At 41.1% G+C, this 23748-nt stretch carries 21 protein-coding genes; 14 read left to right on the top strand and 7 right to left on the bottom strand.

Going from position 1 to position 23748, the window contains the following annotated elements:
• Window positions 1-228 precede the first annotated feature (228 nt).
• The 6 genes from ACC612_RS00460 to ACC612_RS00435 all read left to right on the top strand — a co-directional run bounded on the left by ACC612_RS00460 (window position 229) and on the right by ACC612_RS00435 (window position 8741).
• Complete coding sequence (locus ACC612_RS00460) at window positions 229-1383, top strand: hypothetical protein (protein ID WP_371852493.1); 1155 nt, start codon at window positions 229-231, stop codon at window positions 1381-1383.
• A 12-nt stretch (window positions 1384-1395) separates the two neighbouring features.
• Window positions 1396-3075: an ATP-binding protein gene (locus tag ACC612_RS00455; RefSeq protein WP_371852492.1), complete on the top strand. Its 1680-nt coding sequence runs from the start codon at window positions 1396-1398 to the stop codon at window positions 3073-3075.
• A gap of 13 nt (window positions 3076-3088) precedes the next feature.
• Window positions 3089-4675, top strand: a complete 1587-nt coding sequence (locus tag ACC612_RS00450) for an ATP-binding protein (RefSeq protein ID WP_371852491.1) — start codon at window positions 3089-3091, stop codon at window positions 4673-4675.
• Complete coding sequence (locus ACC612_RS00445) at window positions 4672-6528, top strand: hypothetical protein (RefSeq protein WP_371852490.1); 1857 nt, start codon at window positions 4672-4674, stop codon at window positions 6526-6528. Before ACC612_RS00450 ends, ACC612_RS00445 begins: the two co-directional genes overlap by 4 nt.
• Before the next feature lie 241 nt (window positions 6529-6769).
• On the top strand, window positions 6770-8083 hold the full coding sequence (locus ACC612_RS00440; protein ID WP_371852489.1) for a UDP-glucose/GDP-mannose dehydrogenase family protein: 1314 nt from the start codon (window positions 6770-6772) through the stop codon (window positions 8081-8083).
• Between the two features lie 7 nt (window positions 8084-8090).
• Window positions 8091-8741, top strand: coding sequence for a hypothetical protein (locus tag ACC612_RS00435; protein ID WP_371852488.1), 651 nt, complete (start codon window positions 8091-8093; stop codon window positions 8739-8741).
• Window positions 8742-8757: 16 nt separating this feature from the next.
• Here ACC612_RS00435 and ACC612_RS00430 read toward each other — a convergent pair whose 3' ends face one another.
• Window positions 8758-9204, bottom strand: a complete 447-nt coding sequence (locus ACC612_RS00430; protein ID WP_371852487.1) for a hypothetical protein — start codon at window positions 9202-9204, stop codon at window positions 8758-8760.
• Window positions 9205-9224: 20 nt separating this feature from the next.
• The gene (locus ACC612_RS00425; protein ID WP_371852486.1) at window positions 9225-9725 is read right to left on the bottom strand and encodes a carboxypeptidase-like regulatory domain-containing protein; all 501 of its coding nucleotides are present in this window, start codon (window positions 9723-9725) and stop codon (window positions 9225-9227) included.
• Between the two features lie 133 nt (window positions 9726-9858).
• Between ACC612_RS00425 and hisH the strand changes: the two genes are divergently transcribed.
• Both hisH and ACC612_RS00415 read left to right on the top strand, forming a co-directional pair.
• Window positions 9859-10467: an imidazole glycerol phosphate synthase subunit HisH gene (hisH, locus tag ACC612_RS00420; RefSeq protein WP_371852485.1), complete on the top strand. Its 609-nt coding sequence runs from the start codon at window positions 9859-9861 to the stop codon at window positions 10465-10467.
• A 10-nt stretch (window positions 10468-10477) separates the two neighbouring features.
• A complete protein-coding gene (locus ACC612_RS00415; RefSeq protein WP_371852484.1) occupies window positions 10478-11806 on the top strand; it encodes an AIR synthase-related protein in 1329 nt (442 codons plus the stop codon).
• Between the two features lie 13 nt (window positions 11807-11819).
• Here the strand turns inward: ACC612_RS00415 and ACC612_RS00410 are convergent, their stop codons facing one another.
• Entirely contained in the window at window positions 11820-13130 is a 1311-nt protein-coding gene (locus ACC612_RS00410; RefSeq protein ID WP_371852483.1) for a nodulation protein NfeD, read from the bottom strand.
• Between the two features lie 13 nt (window positions 13131-13143).
• Complete coding sequence (locus tag ACC612_RS00405; protein WP_371852482.1) at window positions 13144-13914, bottom strand: slipin family protein; 771 nt, start codon at window positions 13912-13914, stop codon at window positions 13144-13146.
• A 346-nt stretch (window positions 13915-14260) separates the two neighbouring features.
• Between ACC612_RS00405 and ACC612_RS00400 the strand changes: the two genes are divergently transcribed.
• Window positions 14261-16384, top strand: coding sequence for an OB-fold nucleic acid binding domain-containing protein (locus tag ACC612_RS00400; protein WP_371852481.1), 2124 nt, complete (start codon window positions 14261-14263; stop codon window positions 16382-16384).
• 53 nt (window positions 16385-16437) lie between these two features.
• On the opposite strand, the gene ACC612_RS00395 is transcribed toward ACC612_RS00400, so the two are convergent.
• Entirely contained in the window at window positions 16438-17049 is a 612-nt protein-coding gene (locus tag ACC612_RS00395; protein WP_371852480.1) for an orotate phosphoribosyltransferase-like protein, read from the bottom strand.
• 81 nt (window positions 17050-17130) lie between these two features.
• Entirely contained in the window at window positions 17131-17610 is a 480-nt protein-coding gene (locus tag ACC612_RS00390) for an NOB1 family endonuclease (RefSeq protein ID WP_371852479.1), read from the bottom strand.
• 125 nt (window positions 17611-17735) lie between these two features.
• Here ACC612_RS00390 and ACC612_RS00385 point away from each other — a divergent pair, with 125 nt between their 5' ends.
• Complete coding sequence (locus tag ACC612_RS00385; protein ID WP_371852478.1) at window positions 17736-18515, top strand: NAD+ synthase; 780 nt, start codon at window positions 17736-17738, stop codon at window positions 18513-18515.
• 2 nt (window positions 18516-18517) lie between these two features.
• Here ACC612_RS00385 and ACC612_RS00380 read toward each other — a convergent pair whose 3' ends face one another.
• Window positions 18518-19801 (bottom strand): DUF1743 domain-containing protein, encoded by a 1284-nt coding sequence (locus ACC612_RS00380; RefSeq protein ID WP_371852692.1) that lies wholly within the window; start codon window positions 19799-19801, stop codon window positions 18518-18520.
• Between the two features lie 125 nt (window positions 19802-19926).
• On the opposite strand from ACC612_RS00380, the gene ACC612_RS00375 reads away from it, so the two are divergent.
• The 4 genes from ACC612_RS00375 (at window position 19927) to ACC612_RS00360 (ending at window position 23729) form a co-directional block, all read left to right on the top strand.
• Complete coding sequence (locus tag ACC612_RS00375; RefSeq protein ID WP_371852477.1) at window positions 19927-20889, top strand: transcriptional regulator; 963 nt, start codon at window positions 19927-19929, stop codon at window positions 20887-20889.
• A 69-nt stretch (window positions 20890-20958) separates the two neighbouring features.
• Entirely contained in the window at window positions 20959-21573 is a 615-nt protein-coding gene (purN, locus tag ACC612_RS00370) for a phosphoribosylglycinamide formyltransferase (RefSeq protein ID WP_371852476.1), read from the top strand.
• Between the two features lie 30 nt (window positions 21574-21603).
• Entirely contained in the window at window positions 21604-22839 is a 1236-nt protein-coding gene (gene glyA / locus ACC612_RS00365) for a serine hydroxymethyltransferase (RefSeq protein ID WP_371852475.1), read from the top strand.
• Window positions 22840-22859: 20 nt separating this feature from the next.
• On the top strand, window positions 22860-23729 hold the full coding sequence (locus ACC612_RS00360) for a bifunctional methylenetetrahydrofolate dehydrogenase/methenyltetrahydrofolate cyclohydrolase (protein ID WP_371852474.1): 870 nt from the start codon (window positions 22860-22862) through the stop codon (window positions 23727-23729).
• Window positions 23730-23748 lie beyond the last annotated feature (19 nt).

Below are 23748 nucleotides of genomic sequence, written 5' to 3'. Positions count from 1 at the left end.
GGAAGAACGCAGCTTTCCCAAAAAATCTTCTCTGCGCATGCATGAGATCCTGATCCATCGGTAAAAGAGTATTATCTAAAAATAGTTAGATCCAAAACTTTCAAATATAATAGACAAGCTTCATATGATTAATATATAATATATTTTATCAATAGACTGGCAGTAAATTATTTTGCAAAGCCTTTAAAAAGTAAAGCATTTGATTCAACAGATTGATGGTGACAAATCATGGGGGACGTTATTAAAACGATTGAAGAAGAAACTGATGGTAAAAGTTATCGTTCACATAAATACTGTCACGATGTGACTCCAACTGCTGGAATTTATTATGATGATACTACTGGCGTAGTGTGGAAAAATTATGGTGAAACCGTAAGACATGCACGTCCAGTAGATGTAAAAAAATTAGCAACTAGAATTGCTGAAAATGACTCATTGTTTACATATTTCTTAGATGGGTCGCGCCATACATACAAAGTTGACGATATCTCATATAACAACAATGTATATCCCATAATTGCAGGACAGATTGGTGTGGGATGTTGCAAACGCGTAAACAAAGAATTGAAAAAAGAGATTTTTAAAAGAAAACTCATAATAGTCTTACCAGACGTTGCTAATAATGATGAATGGGGAGCTACTATGTTTTTTGAGAAATTACTTCAAAAAGTCAATGAATCTAACGAGCTCCAAAACAAATATAGAATTCAATTTGACGAAATTACTCAATACAATCGAAATAAAGATGATAAACTAGAAAATAAAGGAATTGCTGTTGTTCAAGAGAGAATGATAGAGATGGAAAAAGATACCGTAGAAGATTTGGTCCTTGCGGGTAAATTAAATCAAGATCATTATCTAGTAAAAGACGGTTCTATAGAGTATAAAGTTTCATCTAAGAACTCAAATAAAAAGAAAAATCTTAATGACAAGAAAATAGCAAATTATTATAGGTATGTAATAGGTGTTTCCAAATCTTTTGACCCTACTAAATGCAAAACAAAATCTGGCGGAACTAATTCAGATATAATCGCTAATTTGAAACCTTTTGAAAGAACTCCAGCATATATGTATCAGTCGGAAATTGCGGGTAATGTTAGTTTTGTTATTTGGTATTTGAGAATAAGAGAAGCCAGATATACAAAAAACATATTTGATGGTGTGGTTAAAATTGAAAAGTTAGTCATTACCACTGATGAAGAAGAAAAAGGCCTAGATTCAGACCTTGTTGATTTGATTTCTGCCAATATAATGAATGAACGCAATCCTGTATGTTATGGGAATGATGGCAGGTGGGCAAATCACCTATATCCGGTTTATTTGACAGAGTCTTTTGTAAAGAGTCAATATATGAGCAACGACTTGTTTATGCAGCTTTTTTAGAAGGGATATAAAATGACTTTAATAGGGAAAGTTATAGCAACTGAAAAGAATCCAACAACAATTGATGACTTTTGTTTTTGGACTGATAAAAATTTGATACTCAATCCTTTTGATGTTGTTAAAGTAGAGCATATAAATGGAAGTAACACGTTTGCTGTAATTGAAGAGATATCTCACATCACTGATTCTGCCAGTTTTTTATCCAACTTTATATCTAGTGATTTTGGTGATGTTAATGCAACAGAAGGCACCCACAGGATAGGGATGAACTATGTGAAATCAAAGGTTGTTGGAAATGATAAAAACATATTTATTCCAGTGCAAAGCAATTCCAAAGTTTATTTGGCAACAAAGAATGAAGTTGCCATAGCACTTGGATTGAATGACATTCGAAATCCACTTGCTTGCGGTTATCTTGAGATGTATGAAAATGTTGAAAATTGCGAGAGAATTACCCTTCCTGTAAACATTGACTCGAATTTCCTAATTGGACCTGAAGGAGCACATCTAAATATCTCCGGTATTTCTGGCCTTGCTGCAAAAACATCTTATGCAATGTTTTTACTCAAGTCTATCCAAGACAAACAGATAAAAGAGGAACTAGATAGTGATGTTGCATTTGTGGTATTCAATGTGAAAGGAAAAGACTTGCTTGCAATTGATGAAAAGAATGATTTTGGTGGAAATAAATCTGAAGAAGAAGAAACAAAAAAAATATATGAAGAAATGCTACGTATTGACTCTACTCCCTTTGAAAATGTAACATATTTATATCCTTATTCAGACCCACGATCTTCAAATACTCATATGGATAAAACCTTGCTCGAAAAACAATTAAAAGATGGAAAAGCTTTCAGGTATAAATTTGATTACAAGCTGGACAAAGATAATCTGGAATTAATGTTTGCAAACATTGATGACCCTACTCAGTCAATAGAGTCCATTCTTAATTATATTATAAACAATGAGGGAGAGTTTGGCAGTATTGAAGGATGGAAGCAATTTTTAGAAGCTATTGACAAAAAATGTGTAGCTGGAAATCCTGCCTCTAGTAGAGAAATTACTGTGCAAAGTTGGCGCAAATTCTACAGACTTGTCAGAAAATCCATACATAATAACCCTATGTTTTCAAATGTCTCCGAAAAGAAAAAAGAAGTAAGAATTGCTGAACAGATTGCTGGATTAAAAAAGAACCATATTTATGTGATTGATATTGCAAAGTTAGACTCTGATATGCAGGCTTTTGTATTTGGTCATACAATTAGAGAGCTCTACAACCTGCAACTTGGTGACAAAGGAGAGTTGATAGGCGGGGAATCACCGTCAAAAATTATAGTATTTATTGATGAATTAAACAAATTTGCTTCTAGTGAAGTTCCGAAGAGCTCACCTATATTAAAACAACTACTTGATATCGCTGAAAGAGGACGCTCTTTAGGAATTATTTTGTTTGGAGCGGAGCAGTTTAAGAGTGCTCTTCATAAAAGAGTATCTGGAAACTGTTCAACGTTTGCGTTTGGAAGAACTAATGCAATAGAACTTGCTACAGGAGGAGATTACACATATATTCCGCCTGTTTACAAAGGCATGATGACGAGACTAAAACAAGGTGAGTATATCATTCAGAACCCCGTCTTCAGATCGCTACTTAATGTTAAATTCCCAAAGCCTCTCTACAAACAGTTCAAATGATGGGTGAGAATTGATGCCTAATATCAAAATCGGTAAAAATGCACTTGAAAATCTCACTATTGGGATGTATAGTGATTCAAAAATAATCTATCGTGAATACATACAAAATGCTGCTGATTCGATTGATCTTGCCTGTAAAAACGGGATATATAATGGAGACGAGAAGCCACAAATTGAGATAGAGCTTAATAGCAAGGAACGCATTGTCAGTATAAAGGATAATGCTTATGGGGTAAAGGCATCTGATATTTGGAGAAAACTTGTTTATATTGCCGATTCTGAGAAGGATAGAGGTGTGAATAAAGGATTTAGGGGCATTGGTAGATTAGGTGGTCTGGCATATTGTGAGACGTTACGATTTATAACAACATACCCAGGCGAAGCAATCCAAACAACCATGACTTGGAATGCTAAAGAACTCATTAGTATGATCGACGATCCAACTGTAAAAGATAGTGCTGAAGATGTATTATATAAGATTATTAGTTGCTCTGAGGAACCATGTGATTCTGAAGCGCACTATTTTATTGTTGAGTTAGAACACATCAGAGATGAAAATAGTGAATTATTGGATGTTGCTGAAGTAAAAAAATATATCTCTGCTAATGTGCCTGTTGACTACAACAGTAAGTTCTACCTAAAATCTAAAATTAAAGAATTTATATCTAAAAATAACTTAAGTTTTTCGGAATATAGAATATTCGTAGATGGGGAAGACGTTTTTAAAGATTACAGCCATGTATTATATGAAAAAAGTGGAGAGTGTTTAAAACAATATGATGAAATAGATTCTCTTGAATTTAAAGAGTTTAAAAATAAACAGAACGAGTTACTAGCTTGGATGTGGTTTGGTGTAGGTGCATTCGACAAACAGATACCCTCGTGTAACGACATGCGGGGAATAAGGCTTAGAAAAGATAACATTCAGGTAGGGGACGACCAGACACTAATCAGATTTTTTAAACAACAACGTGGAAATTATTATTATATAGGCGAATTACATGCTGTTCATAGGAACCTTATACCAAATGCCAGACGTGACTACTTCAATGAAAATCCTACACGTGTGGAGCTTGAAACAGAAGTTGAACGTTTTTTTGGGGATGCCTTACATTCTCTTTATATTGATGCAAATCGGGCGAAAAATGCATATAAAAAAGAAAACCTGTTGCATGAAATAGAGGTTAAATATGCTGAAAAAGAAAAAACTGGATTTATAAATAAAGACGAAGAGATAAATCTTAAAAAAGAGATTGATGCGGCTAAAAAAGAAATCGAACAATCGCAGAAAGAGATAGATAAATTAAAAGAAAAATCTAAGAAAAATCCGACATTGTCCAAAGTAATGAAGTCAGTTGAAAAGAACCACAAAAAAACTGTGAGTCCAAAAAACTTGGGAAATAAGGAATCAATAACAACGGAAAAATCTTCGCATAATCTAAATAAAGGAACACCCCTGTTAACAGACAAGCTTATTCATCTGACAGAAAATGAACGCAAACTTGTCGGGCATATTTATACAGTTATACAGGATGTTTTACCTCCTATACAAAGCTCTAGCTTAATTCAAAAAATACAGGATGAAATAAATAAGAAATGAATCGTAAAGTGTTACTTGTAGAGCCAAATTATAGGAACAAATATCCTCCAATAGGGCTAATGAAGCTTTCTACCTATCATAAGCTTTTGGGCGATGATGTTACCTTTTATAAAGGTACATTTCGTGACTTCGTTGTAGAAGAAATTTACTCTGAGCTGCTCAGAAAACTCACAGTCAATGATAGTTCTATTTTATGGGAAGAAAAAAAAGATCTTATTCAACGTTATATCAAACTGGGTCATGAGTCCGATTTTCAAAAGTTATCATCACTTAGCTCGGATGTATTTGTATTAGAAAATCTGAGATACTATAAGAATTTGTATAAGAAGAAAGAATACCTGAAAACGCCCAAATGGGATCGAATTTGCATCACTACTTTATTCACATTTCATTGGAAAATAACTATCGATACTATAAATTCATTCAAGCTAATGTGTAAAAACCCAGAACAAGTATTTGTTGGTGGCATTGCTGCTTCATTGGTTCCAAAGGAAATATACAAGGAAACAAGAATCAAACCAATTGAGGGACTTCTTGACAAAACTAGTGCTCTGGATGACAATGACATAATTATTGATGAATTACCATTAGATTATTCTATTCTCCATGAGATTGATTATGTTTACCCTGAAAATGAAGGCTATTATGGATACATGACAAGAGGTTGCGTAAACAAATGTAATTTTTGTGCTGTTCCTGTTCTAGAACCGGAATATCGTAATTATATCAGCATTAAAAATCAGATTCAACAGACAAATGAGAAATTTGGTCAGAGAAGGAACTTATTGTTACTTGACAATAACGTTCTTGCTTCTGCCAAATTTAATGACATAATTGAAGAAATAAAAGCTTGTGGGTTTACAAATGGGGCAACTTATCTTCCTCCCAATGAATACGAGGTCGCTATAAAGGGGTTACAATCTGGTTATAATGATAAGGGATATACCAAATTAATAATCAAGCTTTACAGACTATTGATCAAGAAAAGTAATGAAAATACTCAGAAAGAAATTTATCACGTACTTAGTGACCATAATTTACTAAGCAGTAATACTGCTAAAAAGGAAAATATTATAGAAGTCAATAGTTATTTCGAACCACTATTCAGAAAAATTAGTCCTGCAACTCAAAGAAAGCGATTTGTCGATTTTAATCAAGGCATTGATGCCAGACTAATTAATGAAGATAATATAAAAAAATTAGCAGAAATCCCAATACAACCTTTGAGAATTGCTTTTGATTCTTGGAACTATAGACATGTGTATGAGAATGCAATTAGACTAGCAGCAAAAAATGGTATTAAAAAAATGTCCAATTATATGCTGTATAATTATAATGATAAGCCAATTGATCTTTATCGTAGATTGAAATTGAATATAGATTTGTGTGAAGAATTAGGAATCAGTATCTATTCTTTCCCTATGAAGTATCATCCTATAAAGGATCCAAAATATTTTAAAAATAGAACCTACACTGGAAGACATTGGAACCGAAAATTTGTCAGAGCGATCCAGGCTGTTCTAAATTCTACAAAAGGAAAAATTGGTACAGGAAAATCTTTCTTTGAAGAAGCTTTTGGTTGTAATGATGAGGAGTTTGAGAAAATCCTGTACATGCCAGAAACATTTATAATTTACAGAATGTATTACAAATCTGGACTTACTCAGGAATGGTGGAATGCCTTTCAGAATTTATCAGAAAATAAATTAGCAAAAGCAAAGGAGATAATACATCTAAATAATTTTGAATCAATTACAGAAATTACAAGAGATGAGGATATTCTGAAGGTTCTTCGATACTATACAATTAAACATGAGGACACTGAAAGAGATATTCTAATTGAAAACTATTGACTGTCTCATTTTTATCTTCTCCCAGACACAATGCAAAGATTCGTATTCAATTGTTTTAAGCAATTTTTATATCGCCTCTGTAGAAATACTCTCTTTTCGAGGAACGAATTAGATTGATAGGTTTTCATAAATAAAAAAATGAATATTTTCCGATATAATATGTGATAGATGATATGCTAATTATCATCTCGCCATACTAATATATATTTTACAACAATTTATTACTGTAGGAGAGTTCATTATGAGAGTATCAGTTATCGGTACCGGTTATGTTGGATCAGTTACTGCCGCATGTTTTGCAGAACTTGGTCATGAAGTGATCTGCGTTGATGTGGATGAGAAGAAGGTCAGCATGATCAATGCCGGCAAAGCTCCCATCTGGGAGGATGGCCTGGAAGAGCTGCTGACCAAACATGCCGAGAAACGCATCATAGCCACATCGGACTATGATTATGCCGTCCAGAAGTCGGATGTATCTTTTATCTGCGTGGGCACGCCTTCCGATGAAATGGGCAACATCGATCTGTCCATAGTGGAGTCTGCTGCTGTGAGTCTGGGAGAAGCCATGGCAAAGAAGGAGCATTACCATGTGGTAGTTGTGAAAAGCACGGTAGTGCCAGAAACTACAGAGAAGTTCGTTATGCCCCTGCTGGAGAGCTATTCAGGGAAAAAGGCTGGCAAAGACTTCGGTGTTTCTATGAATCCCGAGTTCTTGCGAGAAGGCAAAGCTGTATATGACTTCATGCATCCTGATAAGATCGTGGTGGGAGCCATTGACGAAAGAACGTTCTTCATCGTGTCCGAGCTGTACCGGGAACTTGACTGTGAGGTCACGCACACCAAACCTACTACCGCAGAGATGATCAAATACACCAACAACTCCCTGCTGGCCACCAAGATCTCCTTTGCCAACGAGATCGGCAACATCTGCAAGAGACTTGGCATCGACACTTATGCCGTTATGGAGGAAGTGGGCAAGGACTACAGAATATCCCCTTACTTCCTCAATTCCGGGGCAGGCTTCGGAGGCTCCTGCTTCCCCAAGGATGTGCGGGCGATAATAGGAAAGGCAGAGGAGATCGGCTATACACCTAAACTGCTACGTTCGGTCATCGATGTTAATGAAGAACAGCCTCTGGGCATGATCAGATTGCTCAAGCAAAAGATGGGAGAATTGAAAGACAAACGCATCGCAGTGCTTGGACTTGCTTTCAAGAATGATACAGACGACATCCGGGAATCCAGATCCATACCTGTCATTGCAGAACTCCTGCACCAGGAAGCCCACGTATTTGCTTATGACCCAATGGCAATGGAACACATGAAGAAGGTCTTCCCAAACATCACCTATTGTGACAGCGCAGCTGAAGCCCTTACAGATGCTGATGCCTGCCTGCTCATGACAGAATGGAACCAGTTCCGCAGACTGGATAAGGAATTCGCAGCTATGAGAACATGTCTTTGGAGTTGCATGCCCTTAGTCATAGACGGCCGACACCTTATAGATCCAAAAGAACTGTCCGTGAAGATCGAATACGAAGGGCTCTGCTGGTGAGCTGAGAATGGCTACCGATGAAAAAACGAGGGATGACCTGCACGGCAGGATCAATTCCTTCGACCAGAACCTCAGAAGCCTGGAGAGAAGGCTTCGGGCAGTTGAACGCAGGCTTTCCATGGAAGTTCCTCCCCAGGACCTTATGGACGATCCTGCACACATGCAAGCCGATCTTTTGCAACAAATGCAGAGGGAGATCGCAGAACTGCGGGAACAGATAGGTTCGCCGGATGTAAAAGGCTCCGATCCACAGGAAAGCGATATCAGCAGCCTGAAGCAGCAGATGGAAGAACTAAAACAACAAGTTGACACGCTGAGCGAAGGGTATCAGCAGACAAAGCACGAACTCCTGAACAGCAAGAACGACGACCAGATGCTCACGCTTACCCAAAACATGAACAAGCAACTTGAGGACATGGAAAAGAGGCTTAAAAAAGCAGAAGAGAGGAACAGGATCACCATCGGGTCTGTGAAAGTGCCCATGGAACTCTCAGGACTTGTGGCAGCAGCCATCATTTTCGTTACAGGCGTGCTGATCATGAGTAATAGATGGGACATAATAAGATCCCCTTATTTCTCATTCACCGTTGCGCTGGTGCTTGCCGGGACTGCCCTTGTCAGATTTTATATGGCAAACAGAGATTCTGACAGAGCATAAAATATAGAAAAATGTATCAGGTGGATCTGACCTTTATGAAATACTGCTCTTCCAGATCCAGATACCCTTCCTGTATCACTTTGACAGCAATATATCCCTCACTTTTTCCTGTGGGCAGAGACATGTTTTCCAGTTGGAAGATGAACTCTCCAAAAGAGTCCGTAGTTCCTGCTTTAGCTGTCCTGTGGTCAGGAGACCAGATAACCACACTTGCCCCTGGCACTGGTTCATCTTCTGAATTGAGTACATTTAGCTGAATATACGGAGAATCATCTGTAGTTCCACTCATGGAAAAGGAAGTGGTGTTGGAAATTACGTAGAGCACACTAGGAGTGGTATGAATGCCTGCAAGTGCAGATAGTATCATGGTTAGACCCACAAGACCCACTATAGTCAATACCACCATCCTTATGGGAAGACCCAGTGCAGCCCCATCATCCCTTAAAAAGCTTCTCTCCGTCATAGTATTAAAAAATAAAATGGTCAGGCAGTCCTGACGATCATCACAGCATCTTCCTTCTCATAGTCGTAGAACCCGTTAGCTGAGATGGTAAGGTCCATTGTGCCTTCGTTCTGGTTAGGCCCCATTGTTACCATTGCCGGGTCAGTGATAAGCACAGCCCTGCCATCACTGCCTGTGGTGGCTGTAGCAACCCCTCCTAAGCCCCTTAGCACCACGCTGGCATCTCTTACGGGATTGCCATCAGTGTCTGTAGCTGAGAGAGTTACCCTTACATAGAATGGGTTCTGTGCTGTAGCTGAATCCACTATAACCGCATTGCCATCGGTCATGGTTATAGCGGTAGTATCAGAAGCTCCAGCACTATCAATATAAACCGACATGTTTTTGGTAGGTGGAGGAATAATGGCGACAAGGGCTGCAAGTGCTACCATTCCAACAACCAGCATAACGACAATATTAATTGGCAGTTCCATGGCATCATCACTGCGGAACAAAGTTCTAGCATTCTTTCTGTTTTTCATACTTCTCACCAGATTGGTTTAATGTTTAAAAAGAATACAAAGTATATAAGTCATACTATATTATTTAATAATTGGAAATGAGATATCCACCGATACGTTAAATTGATGTACAAGGAACAAGCTCTAACTTCCGATGAAAAATATCGTGATCATAGACTATGGGCTTGGTAACCTGCGCAGTGTGTACAAGGGACTTGAACATGCAGGTGCCTCTGTTTCCATCTCCAGCGATCCCGAAAAGATGCTTGCAGCAGATGGGGTAATTCTCCCTGGAGTGGGCGCTTTCATGGATGCCATGAAAAATATAGAGTGTCTGAAAGATACTATTACCGAATATGTGAATTCCGGCAAGCCTATGCTTGGTATCTGTCTGGGTGAGCAGATACTTACGGACTGGTCCGAGGAAGGAAGGTTAACGGATGGATTGGGACTTGTGAAAGGAAATGTAGTAAGATTCCCTCATTCTGAACTCAAAGTGCCTCACATGGGATGGAACTCCATACAGATCACCCAGGAACATCCACTATTCAAAGGCATACCAAACGGATCTTATGTTTATTTTGTACATTCATACTACGTCAATACTGCACAAAAGAACACGCTTGCATCATGTGAATATGGACAAAACTTTGCATCTGCCATAGTCAACGATTTAGGGAATGTAATGGGCACACAGTTCCACCCTGAAAAAAGCGGAGATATTGGTCTGAAGATGCTTCGCAACTTTGTAGAAATGTGCTGAGGTAAAAAACATGGATATCGAAGGATATGCAAAAAGAGGCCTACGTGCCAATGACACCGAACTTGAGGATAAACTAACAACAAGAATCCTGGAAATAAAAAGGACCACACCACAGCATGCACGTAAGCTTGCGCAGGCAACAATTGTTGAAGCTCAAAACACGCTGAATGTGAAAGGTGACATTCTGGAACCTACCATATCTGGAGTCACCATGGGTGAGTTTGGCGTAGGTTCAAGGGGCACAGGCGACTTTTACACACACGAGAAAATAGCAGAAGTAATTGGAAAAACAGGAGCGGTAGTTGATAGTGCACAGCTTGATGATTCCGGCGTGGTCTTAGGTAACGGCACAGACAAATACATAATAGTCACCATAGACGGAATACACTCACGGCTTAGCGATTTCCCATTCCTTGCCGGTTTCCATGTGGCAAGAGCTTCACTGCGGGACGTGTATGTGATGGGAGCCCGGCCTATTGCTCTGCTCTCAGATATTCATGTCGCGGATGACGGGGATGTAGCAAAGATATTCGATCATATCGCAGGCATCACCACAGTATCTGAACTTACCGGCATACCCCTTATCACAGGCAGTACACTGCGTATAGGAGGCGATATGGTCATCGGAGAACGCATGACAGGGGGTGTAGGTGCCGTGGGGACGACATCGGACCTTACAGCCCGAACTCAGACATGCGTTGGAGATGTGATCCTCATGACCGAAGGTGCAGGAGGAGGCACGGTTTCCACTACAGCCCTATACTACAACATGCATCATGTTGTCAGCGAGACCATGAATGTAAAGTTCCTGGAGGCTTGTGAAGCTCTCATTGGTTCCGGCCTTTTGCCGCACATTCATGCCATGACTGATGTCACAAACGGTGGTATCCGCGGTGATGCGAAAGAGATATCAAAGACTGCTGGCGTAAAATTGGTATTTGAAGAAGAGAAAATGAGAGCATTGGTCAATCCAGTGGTCCTTGACATGCTCGAAACGCTCAAGATCGATTATCTGGGAGTCTCCCTCGATGCTCTGCTCATCATAGCCCCTCTGGAGCATGCGCAGGATATCATGCATGCTGTGAAAAAAGCAGGTGTTGCCATAGATATCATAGGGCGTGTGGAAGAAGGTGTCGGCTCAGAGATTAGAATTAACGGAGAGATCAGGGATTTCACACCTCGTTTCAGAGAATCTGCATACACCCCTGTCAAGAAAATGATAGGAGAAGAGGAGCCACGGGATTTCATTGAAATGAAGAATGCAATTGATAAGGCAGCTGAGAATGCAATTGAGAAAAAGCGCAGAGTAATAGAAATCATAAAGAAAGGATCTGCTTAAGTAAAAGAGCAGATCATTTTTCTGAAATACGCTGTATTTCATCAATCTTTTTTACGATCAAAACCGTTCCATCCTTTTCCAGGATCTCCACTTTGTCCGCTTTTTCGATGGCTTCCCCGGAACGTGCTTTCCAGTTTTCGCTTTTGTGCCTCACATATCCGAACTCTCCGGGCACAAAGGAGTCCTGTGCAACAGCAATATCGCCTAAAAGCTCACCGAACTTAGGTTTGGAGTGTCGTACAATTGCTATTTTATACAGAACAAACAACAAAAAAGCACCAATAGCGATGGTCGGGGCTACAACAGAAAGCAAGATGGTCTGCTGGAATTCAGCTGGCGTATAATTTCGTGGAAAATCTGTTGGTGCAAGCAGTACACTGCCTACAACTATGCATACAAGCCCTGCAATACCGAAAACCCCGAAACCCGGAGACTGGAACTCTATTATGATCAATGCGACACCTACCAGTATAAGGAATATTGATGCGATATTAACATCGAAACCCGTACCTACAAGCCCTAAGGATATAGATATAAGACCAAATACTTCTCCTCCGACCCCTGGATGAGAGAGACCTAATATTAAAGCGTATATACCAAGCAACAGTAACAAGGAGGAAATGATAGGATCTGAAATTATGTCCAGGAAAGAAAGCCTTAAGGATGGTTCATAGAAAACTATACTTGCATCTCTGGTCTTAAGTTCCCGACCCTTGATTTCCTGTCCATCGACCTGGTCCAGCAGGTCATTGAGATCTGAAGCTACGTATTCTATTACTCCATATTCCAGGGCTTTTTCAGGATTCAAATTGAGATTTTCAGTAATGAATAGTCCTGCAGCAGTTTCATTGCGCCCGTATTTGCGGGCATTTTCCTGTGCTGTTGCAACTAGAGCGTTCACTACCTTGGAATCGTTTATGGGTTCTGAACCTGAAGGAGTTATTGTGACAGGCTGAGCCGAGCCTATAACTGTAAAAGGAGCCATTGCTGCTACATCCGTGCTAATAAGGAGAAGAGTACCAGCAGACCACGACTTAGTACCTTCCGGATACACGTAACCGATCACAGGCACATCAGTGTTAGCTATTTGTTCCATCATATTGAGGGTCGCATCCACTACACCGCCAGGCGTGTTGAGAGTAATCACCAAAGCCTGATAATCACCTTCTTCGGCAAAAGCAATAGCATCAGCTAAAATGTCATCCGATGCAGGAGTTATGGAATCCTCTATCTGCAACACCAATACCTGTTCCGCAGAGGCACAGGGTGTGCAGCACAACAAAAAGAAAAAAAGGAAAAAAGAGAATCCAAACCTGGATACCATCCTGATCTTTCCTTCAGCTCTTGTTCTTCTCGCTGAACGCCTTCGACATAGCCGCTATCCCCCCAATTTCCATAGAACTGGAAATAACTATCAGGTTCTTCTCCCTCGCAACTTCGGATATGGTCTGCAATTCACGCAGTTTAAGTCCCGCAGGCATATCTTGGTATAACTGTGCAGCTTCCTTCATCTTTTCAGCAGCTATGAACTCCCCCTCTGAAAGAATGATACGTGCACGTTTCTCACGCTCTGCCTCAGCCTGCTTTGCAATGGCACGCAGCATAGTATCATCTATTTTCACATCTCTGAGGGTAACTCCTGTAACCTTTATACCCCATGGATCAGTAGCTACATCCAGCATTTCCTGGATATCCTTATTGATCTCCTCCCTATTGGAAAGGAGTTCATCAAGTTCAATCTGACCTATCACATCACGTAATGTAGTCTGGGACAAAGTTGAAGTAGCGTACCTGTAATTTTCCACTTCATTGACAGCAGAAGAGGGGTCCACTACCTTATAATACACGATAGCATCCACGTCCACTGTCACATTATCCTTGGTAATCACATTCTGCTTGGGCACATCGATGGTAACCACACGCAGATCAATTTTCACCACCGTATCTATGACAGGTATTATGAAAAACAGGCCCGGACCTTTGATACCGCTTAGCCGTCCTAAACGAAAAATAACAACGCGTTCATATTCATTAACGATCTTGATCGCTTTTGATAAAATAAAGATTGCTACGATAAGTAATGGAAAAAGAAAATCGAATAAAGCCATAGTACCTCCCTTTCAATCAGTGAAATTACTGATTTCATATAAATAAAGGGTCACTACATGTTAAAAACTTAATGCTGGTTGTAGATAAAATGGTAGAAAGGAGTTTGGGTCCGAACCGTTTTTCGAGGGGATGGATAGAGCATGAAAGCAAACATTTTCCTTGTATTTCAGACCCAACAAGTAATAAGAGGATTTTATGGTTTATTAATCTGATTGATTTTGTGGTGTGAAATTACAAACTAACTCAAATTGTATCAAGTGTAGCTTGATATCGATTTTTGACATACTTTATACGGCTGGAAACCAAAGACATAAATCCCACATATTACATTTAAGGCATGATAAAATGAGTGAAAGATGTCCAGAGTGCGAGGGAAAGGGATACATTGTTACCTCCTCGAAGAAATGCCCGGAATGTAAAGGAAGCGGGAAATCCAAATCAATAGACTTTATGAAACTCTCTGAAAAAGATGTTTCAAATTTCCTTAGTAGTGGCTCAGCATGTCTAAAATGCGGTGGAACCGGAGAGATGGAAGAAAAAGATGCTTGCAAGGCATGTAAAGGAAAGGGTGTCCTCTACTCTTGTAAAACATGCGGTTCACCCATAGACAAGCTTGTAGACGGAGAAGAAGTGTGTGAAAGCTGCAGCAAGAAACAGGTAGTTTACAAGCTTGATGATTCTTGCACTATCGACGAGATAGAGATCGGAAAGCTATATCATTGTGTTGTCAACAGCAACGTTACATTTGGGACTTTTGTAGATATCAATTCAAAACTGAGAGGGCTTATCCATTCGAGCAATATAAAGGAAACTCCAAAGATCGGAGACAACCTCGTTATTAGTGTGAAGGAAATAAGGAACAATAACAAATTGGACCTACTACCTAGGAATATCAGCACATATCAAACCGTGGAACTTGAAAAAGAGCTTCCAGAGCTTAACTCCTCCAAACTCTCTGAAAACGTAGGTAAGACAGTAAGAGTCCATGGAGAGGTAATACAGGTAAAACAAACAGCAGGCCCTACCATATTTACCATTGATGACGAGACCGGCCAGATATCTGCTGCAGCCTTTGAAAGTGCCGGAGAGAGAGCATATCCTCACATAGATGCTGATATGATAGTATCTGTTACCGGGGAAGTACAGCTTAGAGGAGAGAACGTTCAGCTTGAAGTCCGCAGTATGAAACGGCTGATCGGAGAAAAGGAAACTGCTATAAGAACACGCATAGAAAATGCAATTGACAACAGAGCTGAGCCACATGAGATTGAGTTCCTGGTTAAGAGCGACATACTGGAAAAGCTCAGACCGGCCATGAAAGCGGTCGCAAAGGAGATACGTAAAGCAGTCATTAAGTCCAAACCCATTCTACTGAGACACCATGCCGATGCAGATGGCATGACTGCAGCAGTTGCCATTGAGAGGGCTATCCTGCCTCTCATAAAAGAAGTGAATGGATCAGACGGAGAGTATTATTTCTACAAAAGAGCTCCTTCAAAGGCTCCGTTCTACGAATTGACAGATGTGACCAGAGACTTATCCTTTGCTCTGGAAGATGCTGTCAGGCATGGGCAAAAAATGCCTCTCGTAGTGAGCGTGGATAACGGTTCCACATTGGAGGACCTGCCTTCTTTCAGAATAGCCAAGGTATATAATATAGACATGGTTGTAGTGGACCATCACCACCCTGACAAGGAAGTCGATGAATTCCTGAAAGCTCATGTCAATCCGGCACATGTTGGCGGGGATTACAGTATTACTGCAGGGATGCTCTGTACTGAAGTTGCCCGCATGATAAACCCGGATGTTGAGACAGAGATCCTGCACCTTCCTGCTGTTGCAGGAGTGGGTGACCGTGCGGATTCGGAAGAAGCAAGGGATTACATAAAGCTTGTATCTGACAGATACTCGTTGCAAGACCTGAAAGATATGGCACTATCATTAGACTATGCTGCATATTGGCTCAAATTCAGCAGTGGAAAAGGAATAATTGATGATATACTTGAGATGGGAGACCATAACACCCATAAGAAACTTGTCAGCCTGTTCTGCGAACAAGCCAACGGTATGATCAACGAGCAACTTGAAGCCTGCATGGCACATGTAAAAGCCCAGAAACTTCCAAATGGTGCTATACTTAACGTTTTGGACGTAGAGAACTTCGCTCACAAATTTACGTTCCCCCCACCTGGGAAAACATCGGGTGAGGTCCATGATAGACTTTGTCGGAAATACGAAGGTCAGCCAGTTGTTACTCTGGGATATGGCCCTGACTTTGCTGTCATCCGCTCAAAATACGTTAAGATGAACATACCAAAAATGGTCAGAGAACTTCATGATGAGATCGAAGGTGGTGGCGTAAACGGTGGAGGACACCTTGTGGTAGGCAGTATAAAATTTGTAGAAGGAATGCGCAGCCAGGTACTGGCAAAACTTGCAGAAAAGATCGGAGCAGCGGAAGTGGAATAGAGATCCCTTCCAACTGCATTTATTTTTGAATATTTTACTTATTATTGGATCTATCAGTCCACACGGACTATACGAACCAATGGCCTTACAGGCACATCAGAGATTAGTTCAGCGCCTTTCTTGTCTACCAGAACTGCTATTGCCACGGGTTTGCAATCTTCTTCCCGCAGGCGTTTTATGACTTCCATCATAGTATAGCCGCTTGTGATGACATCATCCACTATGACACATTTTTTACCCTTCACAGAACTGAAATTACCGCTGAAATCACCTTTTAGATGCTTGTCATCAGCCGGATCATAATGCGTATGGAATACTGCAAGGTCGGTACCAAACTCTTCTGCCATAAGGCTTGCAAGCGGCACACCGCTAAGACCAATACCAACAATGAGATCAACGTCATCGTCAGTTTGCTCTAATGTTTCCAATGCCATATCGCAGAGAACTTTTGAGATATTACGCAGCCTGTAAGCGTTCTTTCCGATGTTGACCCAGTTGACGGAAATGTCCTTGGGTGCTGGAGTGCTTACATCTTTCTTTGCACGGGTGAGAAGCCATGTCACAGTATCCCTGGAAACGTTAAGCTCATCTGCTATTTGTCTTGAGGTAAGCCCGTTGGACTGTAACTCCACTGCTTTCTGAATCAAATTCTCTATATTCTTCATGTGATCCCTGCCTGTGATCTTCTTAACGGGTATTCTATAAGATATTCTATAAAGACGTCATTACTACATATACAAGTATTGTTATAATTTTCTTTTGCGTCCTTTTCTCATAGGAGAGCCACACACAGGACAGATATCACCTGAATCGAACTTTCGCTTACATCCAATGCAAACTTTCTGCCATATAAGCACATCCTTTATCTTCTTTTGGACTACCGGCTCTACTTTTATACCCAAAATGCTGGCAACGTTCTGCACTGCATAATCGTCTGTAAGAAGCACTGCTTCCTCCTTGCGGTCATATGCCCTGGCAAGCACTTCAATATCAGTGCTGGATAATACCTCATGGTCCTTTGATAATCCGGAAACCTCAGCAACTCTGTTGAGAGCCTCCTGAGAAGGCAATTCCACTGACAGACCCAGTTCCCTTGCAAGGTCAAAGCGAAGCCGGGATTCACTGCTTTTCAGCTCATCCACCACTGAAGGGACAGTAATGGTGCACATGGCATCAACTGGCTTTCCCATGATGAATACCGCAGAGTCTGCTATATAAATAGGCATGAGGCTGAGTTACAACTTCCAGATAGATTAAACCTTTGAGCAGGATACTTTATTTAAGTAGGATGTAGCAATAAGGACAGAAATAGAATTGAATTTTCACTTAAGCCACTACAGAGGACAGGAACATGGAAACAGAAAAAGTAAGAGAAGCAGTTGTTGAATTTATAAGGGAAAAAGTAAGGGAAGCAAATGCTGAAGGAGCTGTCCTTGGTATCAGTGGGGGTATCGACTCTGCACTTGTAGCATATTTAGCAGTTGAGGCTCTCGGCAAGGATAAAGTGCTAGGCATACACCTACCGGAATTCAATCTTACACCTGCTGAAGATGTTCTTGATGCAACTGAAGTGGCTCATAGATTAGGCATAGAGTTTAAAGCTATAGATATATCAGGGATGCTCACTGCTTACCTTGAGAACATTCCGGATGGAAAGAAAGCTACACCCCACGCCAAAGGGAATCTGAAGGCACGCATCCGAATGTCAGTGCTTTATTACCATGCTAACTTATTCAACAGAATTGTCATCGGTACTGGAAATAAAACTGAACTGCTGTTGGGCTATTTCACAAAACATGGTGATGGAGGAGTAGATATACTTCCTATCGGAGACATGTATAAGACCGATGTGAGAGAGCTTTCTGCCTTAATGGGAATTCCGGAAGCTATTGTTAATAAAGCACCTTCTGCCGGCCTTTGGAGTGGACAGACGGATGAAAAAGAACTGGGTATTACTTATAAAGAAGTGGACAGGTTCCTTTCCCTCCTGCTGGAAGGAGAAACACCTGATGTTGCCCGGAACACTGTGGGTATTACAAAAGAACAGGCCGATTCAGTAATATGCAGGATAAAAATGAATGCGCACAAACTGAAAACTTCACCTGTGGCAGACCTTAGCCATTTAAGATAATGTCATCGGGATGGGAATATTTTTACTGAAGGATCCTTGAATCTTACAAGTGGTTTAGCTAGATGTCTGCGGGCACATGGTGGTACCTCGTATATACCTGGTTCTATATCTCTTTTCATTTCTACCTGCACCAAGACCGAAGATTTAGTACCACATTTCCTGCACCTGTATCCTTGCCCTTTACCTGCTGATTCCATTCTTTTTCTGCATGAAGGACATTCCGGGTTATGGGAAGCTACCAGAGGGGCAAGGGAAACTATTTCCATCTTTTCAATGTTCAGACTTTTGTTCATGAAACTTCCATAAATCTTAACAATATCTCCTTGAACGAGCTTGCGCACCAATGATCTGAAGTTCTTTGTTGGTTCAAAGGCAGCACATTCTATAGAAGCACCGCTCTTATCTGATATAGAGAAGATAGTATGTCCTCCTGGTATCGTAAATGGATCACCTGACACAATGCCTGATACAATGTAGGACTGCATCTCCTTTATCTTGGATATACTGTCAACTGGAATTAGATGCATGTCTGTGCCCTGGTTCGTGCAGTATACGCATGACCTTCCCAGTGGTTCTGTAGATAGCTTTTCTGCTGTTCTTTTTACGACTTCCGGATCTTTACCTCTTATTCCATAAAGAACCGGGTCCGGAGAATGAGGTACACACACCACCAGTTCATTATAAACATCAATAGTATCCCATGTTTCAGGATAAGTGGTACTGTCGGCTCTAAAGAAGCTTTCTTTATCCACATTTCTGGGAGTTCCCCATTTTTCTCTTTGCCTGTAGGCCAGATACTCGAAAGTGTGATCCCAGCCGGGATTCAACATTGAACCGCATGCTGCAAGGGCTCCTATTAGACCTCTGCCATTTTTGAAACCTTTAGATTTCAGGCCAGTTTTCTCAATAAAGGATTTTGCTTCTTCAATTGAGATCACTTCCCTTACAGCACGCTGGAAAAAAATGCCCAGGGTATCTCGGACACTTTCATATTCATCATCCTGTACAAATACAACTCCTGGATTTGTCATGTCACAATCCAGTGCAGCCATTGTTGAAACTCTCGAAATTACGTGTTCTATTACCTTATCCGGGCAAGAGGTGTCTATATTTATCCCCACGCACGCATTGCCTCTAGTTTTGTAAGGAATTGTAGGATTGAGACGAACAAGCACCGGGAGTTCTATTATACTACCATACTGCCTCAGTTCTTCCATGAGAAGGGCTCCCAGATATGTTGTGCACATGCCTTCCCTGGAATCTGTATCATCTATACCTATGAGCATGTTATGACCCTGATAATTTGGCTTACTGATGAGTTGCATACAATTAAGTTTTCTGCAGGAAAGATGAGTTAAGTAATAGATAAGAGTAAAAAAGATATAGATGCGCAAACAATCATTTCTTTGTCATGACAAAAGACATCCTCATACATCAGATAGTAGATGTACTGAGACAGGCAAACTTCATTGTCTCAAAGCGCTGTAACATCAGACCGCGGAGTTTCGATCTTGCTGCAAGGAAAGACAACATCCTTCTTTTTTGCAAAGTATTGTATAATATAGATGGGCTCAACGAGGAAACAGCTCATGAGATGAAAGCTCTTGCAAGATATCTAGGAGGATCAGCAATCCTGGTGGGAGCTAAAACCCGGGACCAGATGCTTGAAGATAGCGTAGTCTACATGAGATATGATATACCTGCAGTCAATGTCCAGACTCTTTATGATTACTTTGTGGAGAATGTGCCTCCACTTGTATCCGCAGCACCTGGAGGACTGTATGTCTCGATAGATGGTGATGTCCTGAAAGAAGCACGTACAAAGCAGGCGATGTCACTGGGCACCCTTGCTTCAGAACTGGGAGTATCCAGAAGAACCATCAGTAAATACGAAGAAGGGGGAATGGATGCATCAATAGATGTAGTGCTGCACCTGGAAGAACTGCTTGATGTTGCACTTGCAAAATCCATAGATATACTGCAGGCTTTTGAAAAGAAACTCAAGGAACCGCCAATGCCAATTGAGGAAAAGAAATACCCGCAAGAGGATAACGTTCTTGATATGCTTCATTCCCTTGGATACCAGGTGGTTTCAACATCACAGGCACCCTTCAAAGCAATATCCAAAGATAACTACGATACAATGCTTACAGGAGTCAGCACTTACAGCAGTGCGATGATAAAAAGAGCTGATCTGATGAGCAGCATCTCCTATGTAACACAGACAAGGTCTGTGTTTATAATAAAAGGTCCAAGCAAGTCAGAAACTGTGGAGAACACAGTTCTTATAGAAGAAAAAGAACTGGATAAAATGGCTGGACCAGAGGAGTTTGTAAGCCTCATTGACGAGAAAACAAAGTACAAAAAGCATTGATATTTTTTTAGTTAGGTTGTGGGCCAAATCCAAAAATCTAATTATATGAAGATACTTTAAGAGCCTATAATGACCACCAATATAGGAGTTTTAGTATCAGGCAGAGGTTCCAACCTCCAGTCTATCATTGACCATGTGGAAAGCGGCTATTTAAAGGACATTAAGCTCAGCGTGGTCATTAGTGATATTAAAGATGCTTATGCATTAGAACGTGCAAAAATGCATGGTATTGATGCTGTTTTTATCGATCCGCGGGCCTATGGAAGCAAGATAGAGTTTGAAAAAAAGATGATCGAAACATTGCAGCTTTATGGTGTGGACCTGGTGCTGCTTGCAGGATACATGAGGATTTTAGGAAGTGAAGTGATCCAGACATACAGAGACAGGATCATGAACATACATCCTGCATTACTACCTTCTTTTAAAGGGCTGCATGGCCCAAAGCAAGCACTTGAATACGGCGTCAAAGTCGCCGGATGCACAGTGCATTTCGTTGATGAAGGAATGGATAGCGGACCTATAATTCTGCAGAGCTGTGTACCCGTAAAAGATGATGACACGGAGAACACGCTCGCCTCCAGGATATTGGAGCAAGAACACAGGATATTCCCAGAGGCAGTAAAACTGTTCACTGAGGGTAAACTTAAAGTGGATGGCAGGATTGTACTACGCAGAGATAACTAAACCTTAAAAAGCTTGTAATTGGATGATATCATGTCCTATATTTCAGAGATTGACCCCGAGATCGCTGAAGCACTGAAGCTTGAAGCGAACCGCCAGGATTACAAACTCAACCTTATAGCATCTGAGAACTACACGAGCCGTGCAGTTATGGAAGCACAGGGCTCGATAATGACAAACAAATATGCTGAAGGTTATCCAGGTAAGAGATATTACGGTGGCTGCGAATTTGTAGACATTGCTGAAAACCTTGCAAGGGACAGAGCAAAAACCATATTTGGTGCAGAGCATGTGAACGTGCAACCCCATTCGGGATCAGGTGCCAATATGGGCGTATATTTCTCTGTACTCAAACCAGGGGACACAATAATGTCCATGGACCTTTCGCATGGCGGTCATCTTTCACATGGAAGCCCTGTTAACTTCGCTGGCCAGCTTTACAATATAGTACCTTATGGAGTGTCCAAGGAAACGGAAGCATTGGACTACGATGTACTTATGGAAATGGCAAAGCGGACAAAGCCACGTATGATCGTTTGCGGTGCATCTGCTTATTCCCGTACCCTTGACTTCAAGCGTTTCAGAGAGATAGCCGATGAAGTGGGCGCATATCTGCTGGCTGATATTGCCCATATTGCCGGACTTGTGGCAGTTGGAGCACATCCCAGTCCTGTTCCTTATGCTGATTTTGTTACTACGACCACCCATAAGACCCTGCGTGGACCAAGAGGCGGAATGGTCATGTGCAAGGAAGAGTATGCAAAAGCACTTGATAAGGCCATATTCCCCGGAATACAGGGCGGACCTCTGATGCACATAATAGCTGCAAAGGCCGTGGCTTTCAAGGAAGCACAAAGCAAGCAGTTCAAACAGGACCAGGAGCAGACCGTCAAGAATGCAAAGATGCTCTCTGAGAGCCTTATTGAGAGGGATTTCAACATAGTATCAGGTGGAACAGATAACCACGTAATGCTCCTCAATCTCAATAAGTTTAACATCACCGGAAAAGAGGCAGAAGCGGCCATGAGCAAGGCTGGTATTATCCTCAACAAAAACACCATACCTTTCGAAACCAAAAGCCCGTTCATTACAAGTGGTATAAGGATAGGTACTCCTGCTTCAACCACCCGTGGCATGAAAGAAAGAGAAATGGTGGACATTGCCGGTTTCATAGAGAATGTGATCGCTAACATCGGTAATGATAAAATCCTTATGGAGATCAGTTCTGATGTTGAGCAGCTGGTCAGCAGATTCCCCATTTATAAGTAAAAAGTAAAGAGGCGGACATAGTGGTGGCAGAGGAATATAGCACGAGAATAATCGATGGGCGTGCCCTTGCAAAAAAGGTGGAGGAAGAAGTAAAAGAAGGTGTTCAGAAGCTCAAAGCCGAAAAGGGTATCATACCCGGCCTTGCCACCATTCTGGTAGGAGAAGACCCGGCTTCAAAGATGTATGTGCGCCTCAAGCACAAAGCATGCGAAAGGATAGGAATACATGCTGAAGATCACAACCTTCCAGCCTCTACCTCACAGGAAGAGCTTACCACCCATATAAAGCAACTCAACCTTAGAAACGACATCCATGGTATCCTGCTTCAACTACCTCTTCCAAAGCATCTTAACGACAAGGAAGCTATGCTGGCTATCGACCCTAAGAAAGATGCCGATGGGTTTCATCCATACAACATGGGAAATCTACTCATAGGAAATGAAGGATTTGTGCCATGCACTCCAAAGGGAGTTATTCGGGCAATGGAAGAGCATGGTGTCCAGGTACAGGGAAAACATGCTGTAATTGTCGGACACAGTAATGTCGTAGGAAAACCCATGGCTGCAATGTTGATAAACCGCAATGCAACTGTTTCGGTATGCCATGTGTTCACTAAGGACCTGAAACAATACACCCTGGATGCGGACATACTTGTAGTTGGTACAGGCGTCAAACACCTCATAAAAGCCGATATGGTAAAAGAAGGCGTTGTCGTTTTTGATGTAGGTATCACCGAAGAGAATGGAAAAGTCTATGGAGATGTGGACTTTGAGAATGTTATCAAGAAGGCCTCACTAATAACCCCTGTTCCCGGGGGCGTGGGGCCTATGACAATTTCCATACTCATGCAGCATGTGTTAATGGCAGCAAAAGATACATTTAAAACATAAATACCGATAGACCAACAAG

The organism is Methanomethylovorans sp., assembly GCF_041447285.1.
GTDB lineage: Archaea > Halobacteriota > Methanosarcinia > Methanosarcinales > Methanosarcinaceae > Methanomethylovorans.
The sequence above is the reverse complement of the archived record's forward strand: the minus strand, read 5'-3'. Positions and strand labels throughout refer to the sequence as shown.

Coding starts and splice junctions, on each gene's coding strand:
- ACC612_RS00430 (WP_371852487.1), bottom strand. CDS start 9,204: ATGACGGAGAGAAGCTTTTTAAGGGATGATGGGGCTGCACTGGGTCTT.
- ACC612_RS00390 (WP_371852479.1), bottom strand. CDS start 17,610: ATGCCTATTTATATAGCAGACTCTGCGGTATTCATCATGGGAAAGCCA.
- ACC612_RS00405 (WP_371852482.1), bottom strand. CDS start 13,914: ATGGCTTTATTCGATTTTCTTTTTCCATTACTTATCGTAGCAATCTTT.
- purN (WP_371852476.1), top strand. CDS start 20,959: ATGACCACCAATATAGGAGTTTTAGTATCAGGCAGAGGTTCCAACCTC.
- hisH (WP_371852485.1), top strand. CDS start 9,859: ATGAAAAATATCGTGATCATAGACTATGGGCTTGGTAACCTGCGCAGT.
- ACC612_RS00460 (WP_371852493.1), top strand. CDS start 229: ATGGGGGACGTTATTAAAACGATTGAAGAAGAAACTGATGGTAAAAGT.
- ACC612_RS00385 (WP_371852478.1), top strand. CDS start 17,736: ATGGAAACAGAAAAAGTAAGAGAAGCAGTTGTTGAATTTATAAGGGAA.
- ACC612_RS00395 (WP_371852480.1), bottom strand. CDS start 17,049: ATGAAGAATATAGAGAATTTGATTCAGAAAGCAGTGGAGTTACAGTCC.
- ACC612_RS00450 (WP_371852491.1), top strand. CDS start 3,089: ATGCCTAATATCAAAATCGGTAAAAATGCACTTGAAAATCTCACTATT.
- ACC612_RS00455 (WP_371852492.1), top strand. CDS start 1,396: ATGACTTTAATAGGGAAAGTTATAGCAACTGAAAAGAATCCAACAACA.
- ACC612_RS00400 (WP_371852481.1), top strand. CDS start 14,261: ATGAGTGAAAGATGTCCAGAGTGCGAGGGAAAGGGATACATTGTTACC.
- ACC612_RS00375 (WP_371852477.1), top strand. CDS start 19,927: ATGACAAAAGACATCCTCATACATCAGATAGTAGATGTACTGAGACAG.
- ACC612_RS00435 (WP_371852488.1), top strand. CDS start 8,091: ATGGCTACCGATGAAAAAACGAGGGATGACCTGCACGGCAGGATCAAT.
- ACC612_RS00445 (WP_371852490.1), top strand. CDS start 4,672: ATGAATCGTAAAGTGTTACTTGTAGAGCCAAATTATAGGAACAAATAT.
- ACC612_RS00410 (WP_371852483.1), bottom strand. CDS start 13,130: ATGGTATCCAGGTTTGGATTCTCTTTTTTCCTTTTTTTCTTTTTGTTG.
- ACC612_RS00380 (WP_371852692.1), bottom strand. CDS start 19,801: ATGCTCATAGGTATAGATGATACAGATTCCAGGGAAGGCATGTGCACA.
- ACC612_RS00440 (WP_371852489.1), top strand. CDS start 6,770: ATGAGAGTATCAGTTATCGGTACCGGTTATGTTGGATCAGTTACTGCC.
- ACC612_RS00415 (WP_371852484.1), top strand. CDS start 10,478: ATGGATATCGAAGGATATGCAAAAAGAGGCCTACGTGCCAATGACACC.
- ACC612_RS00425 (WP_371852486.1), bottom strand. CDS start 9,725: ATGAAAAACAGAAAGAATGCTAGAACTTTGTTCCGCAGTGATGATGCC.
- glyA (WP_371852475.1), top strand. CDS start 21,604: ATGTCCTATATTTCAGAGATTGACCCCGAGATCGCTGAAGCACTGAAG.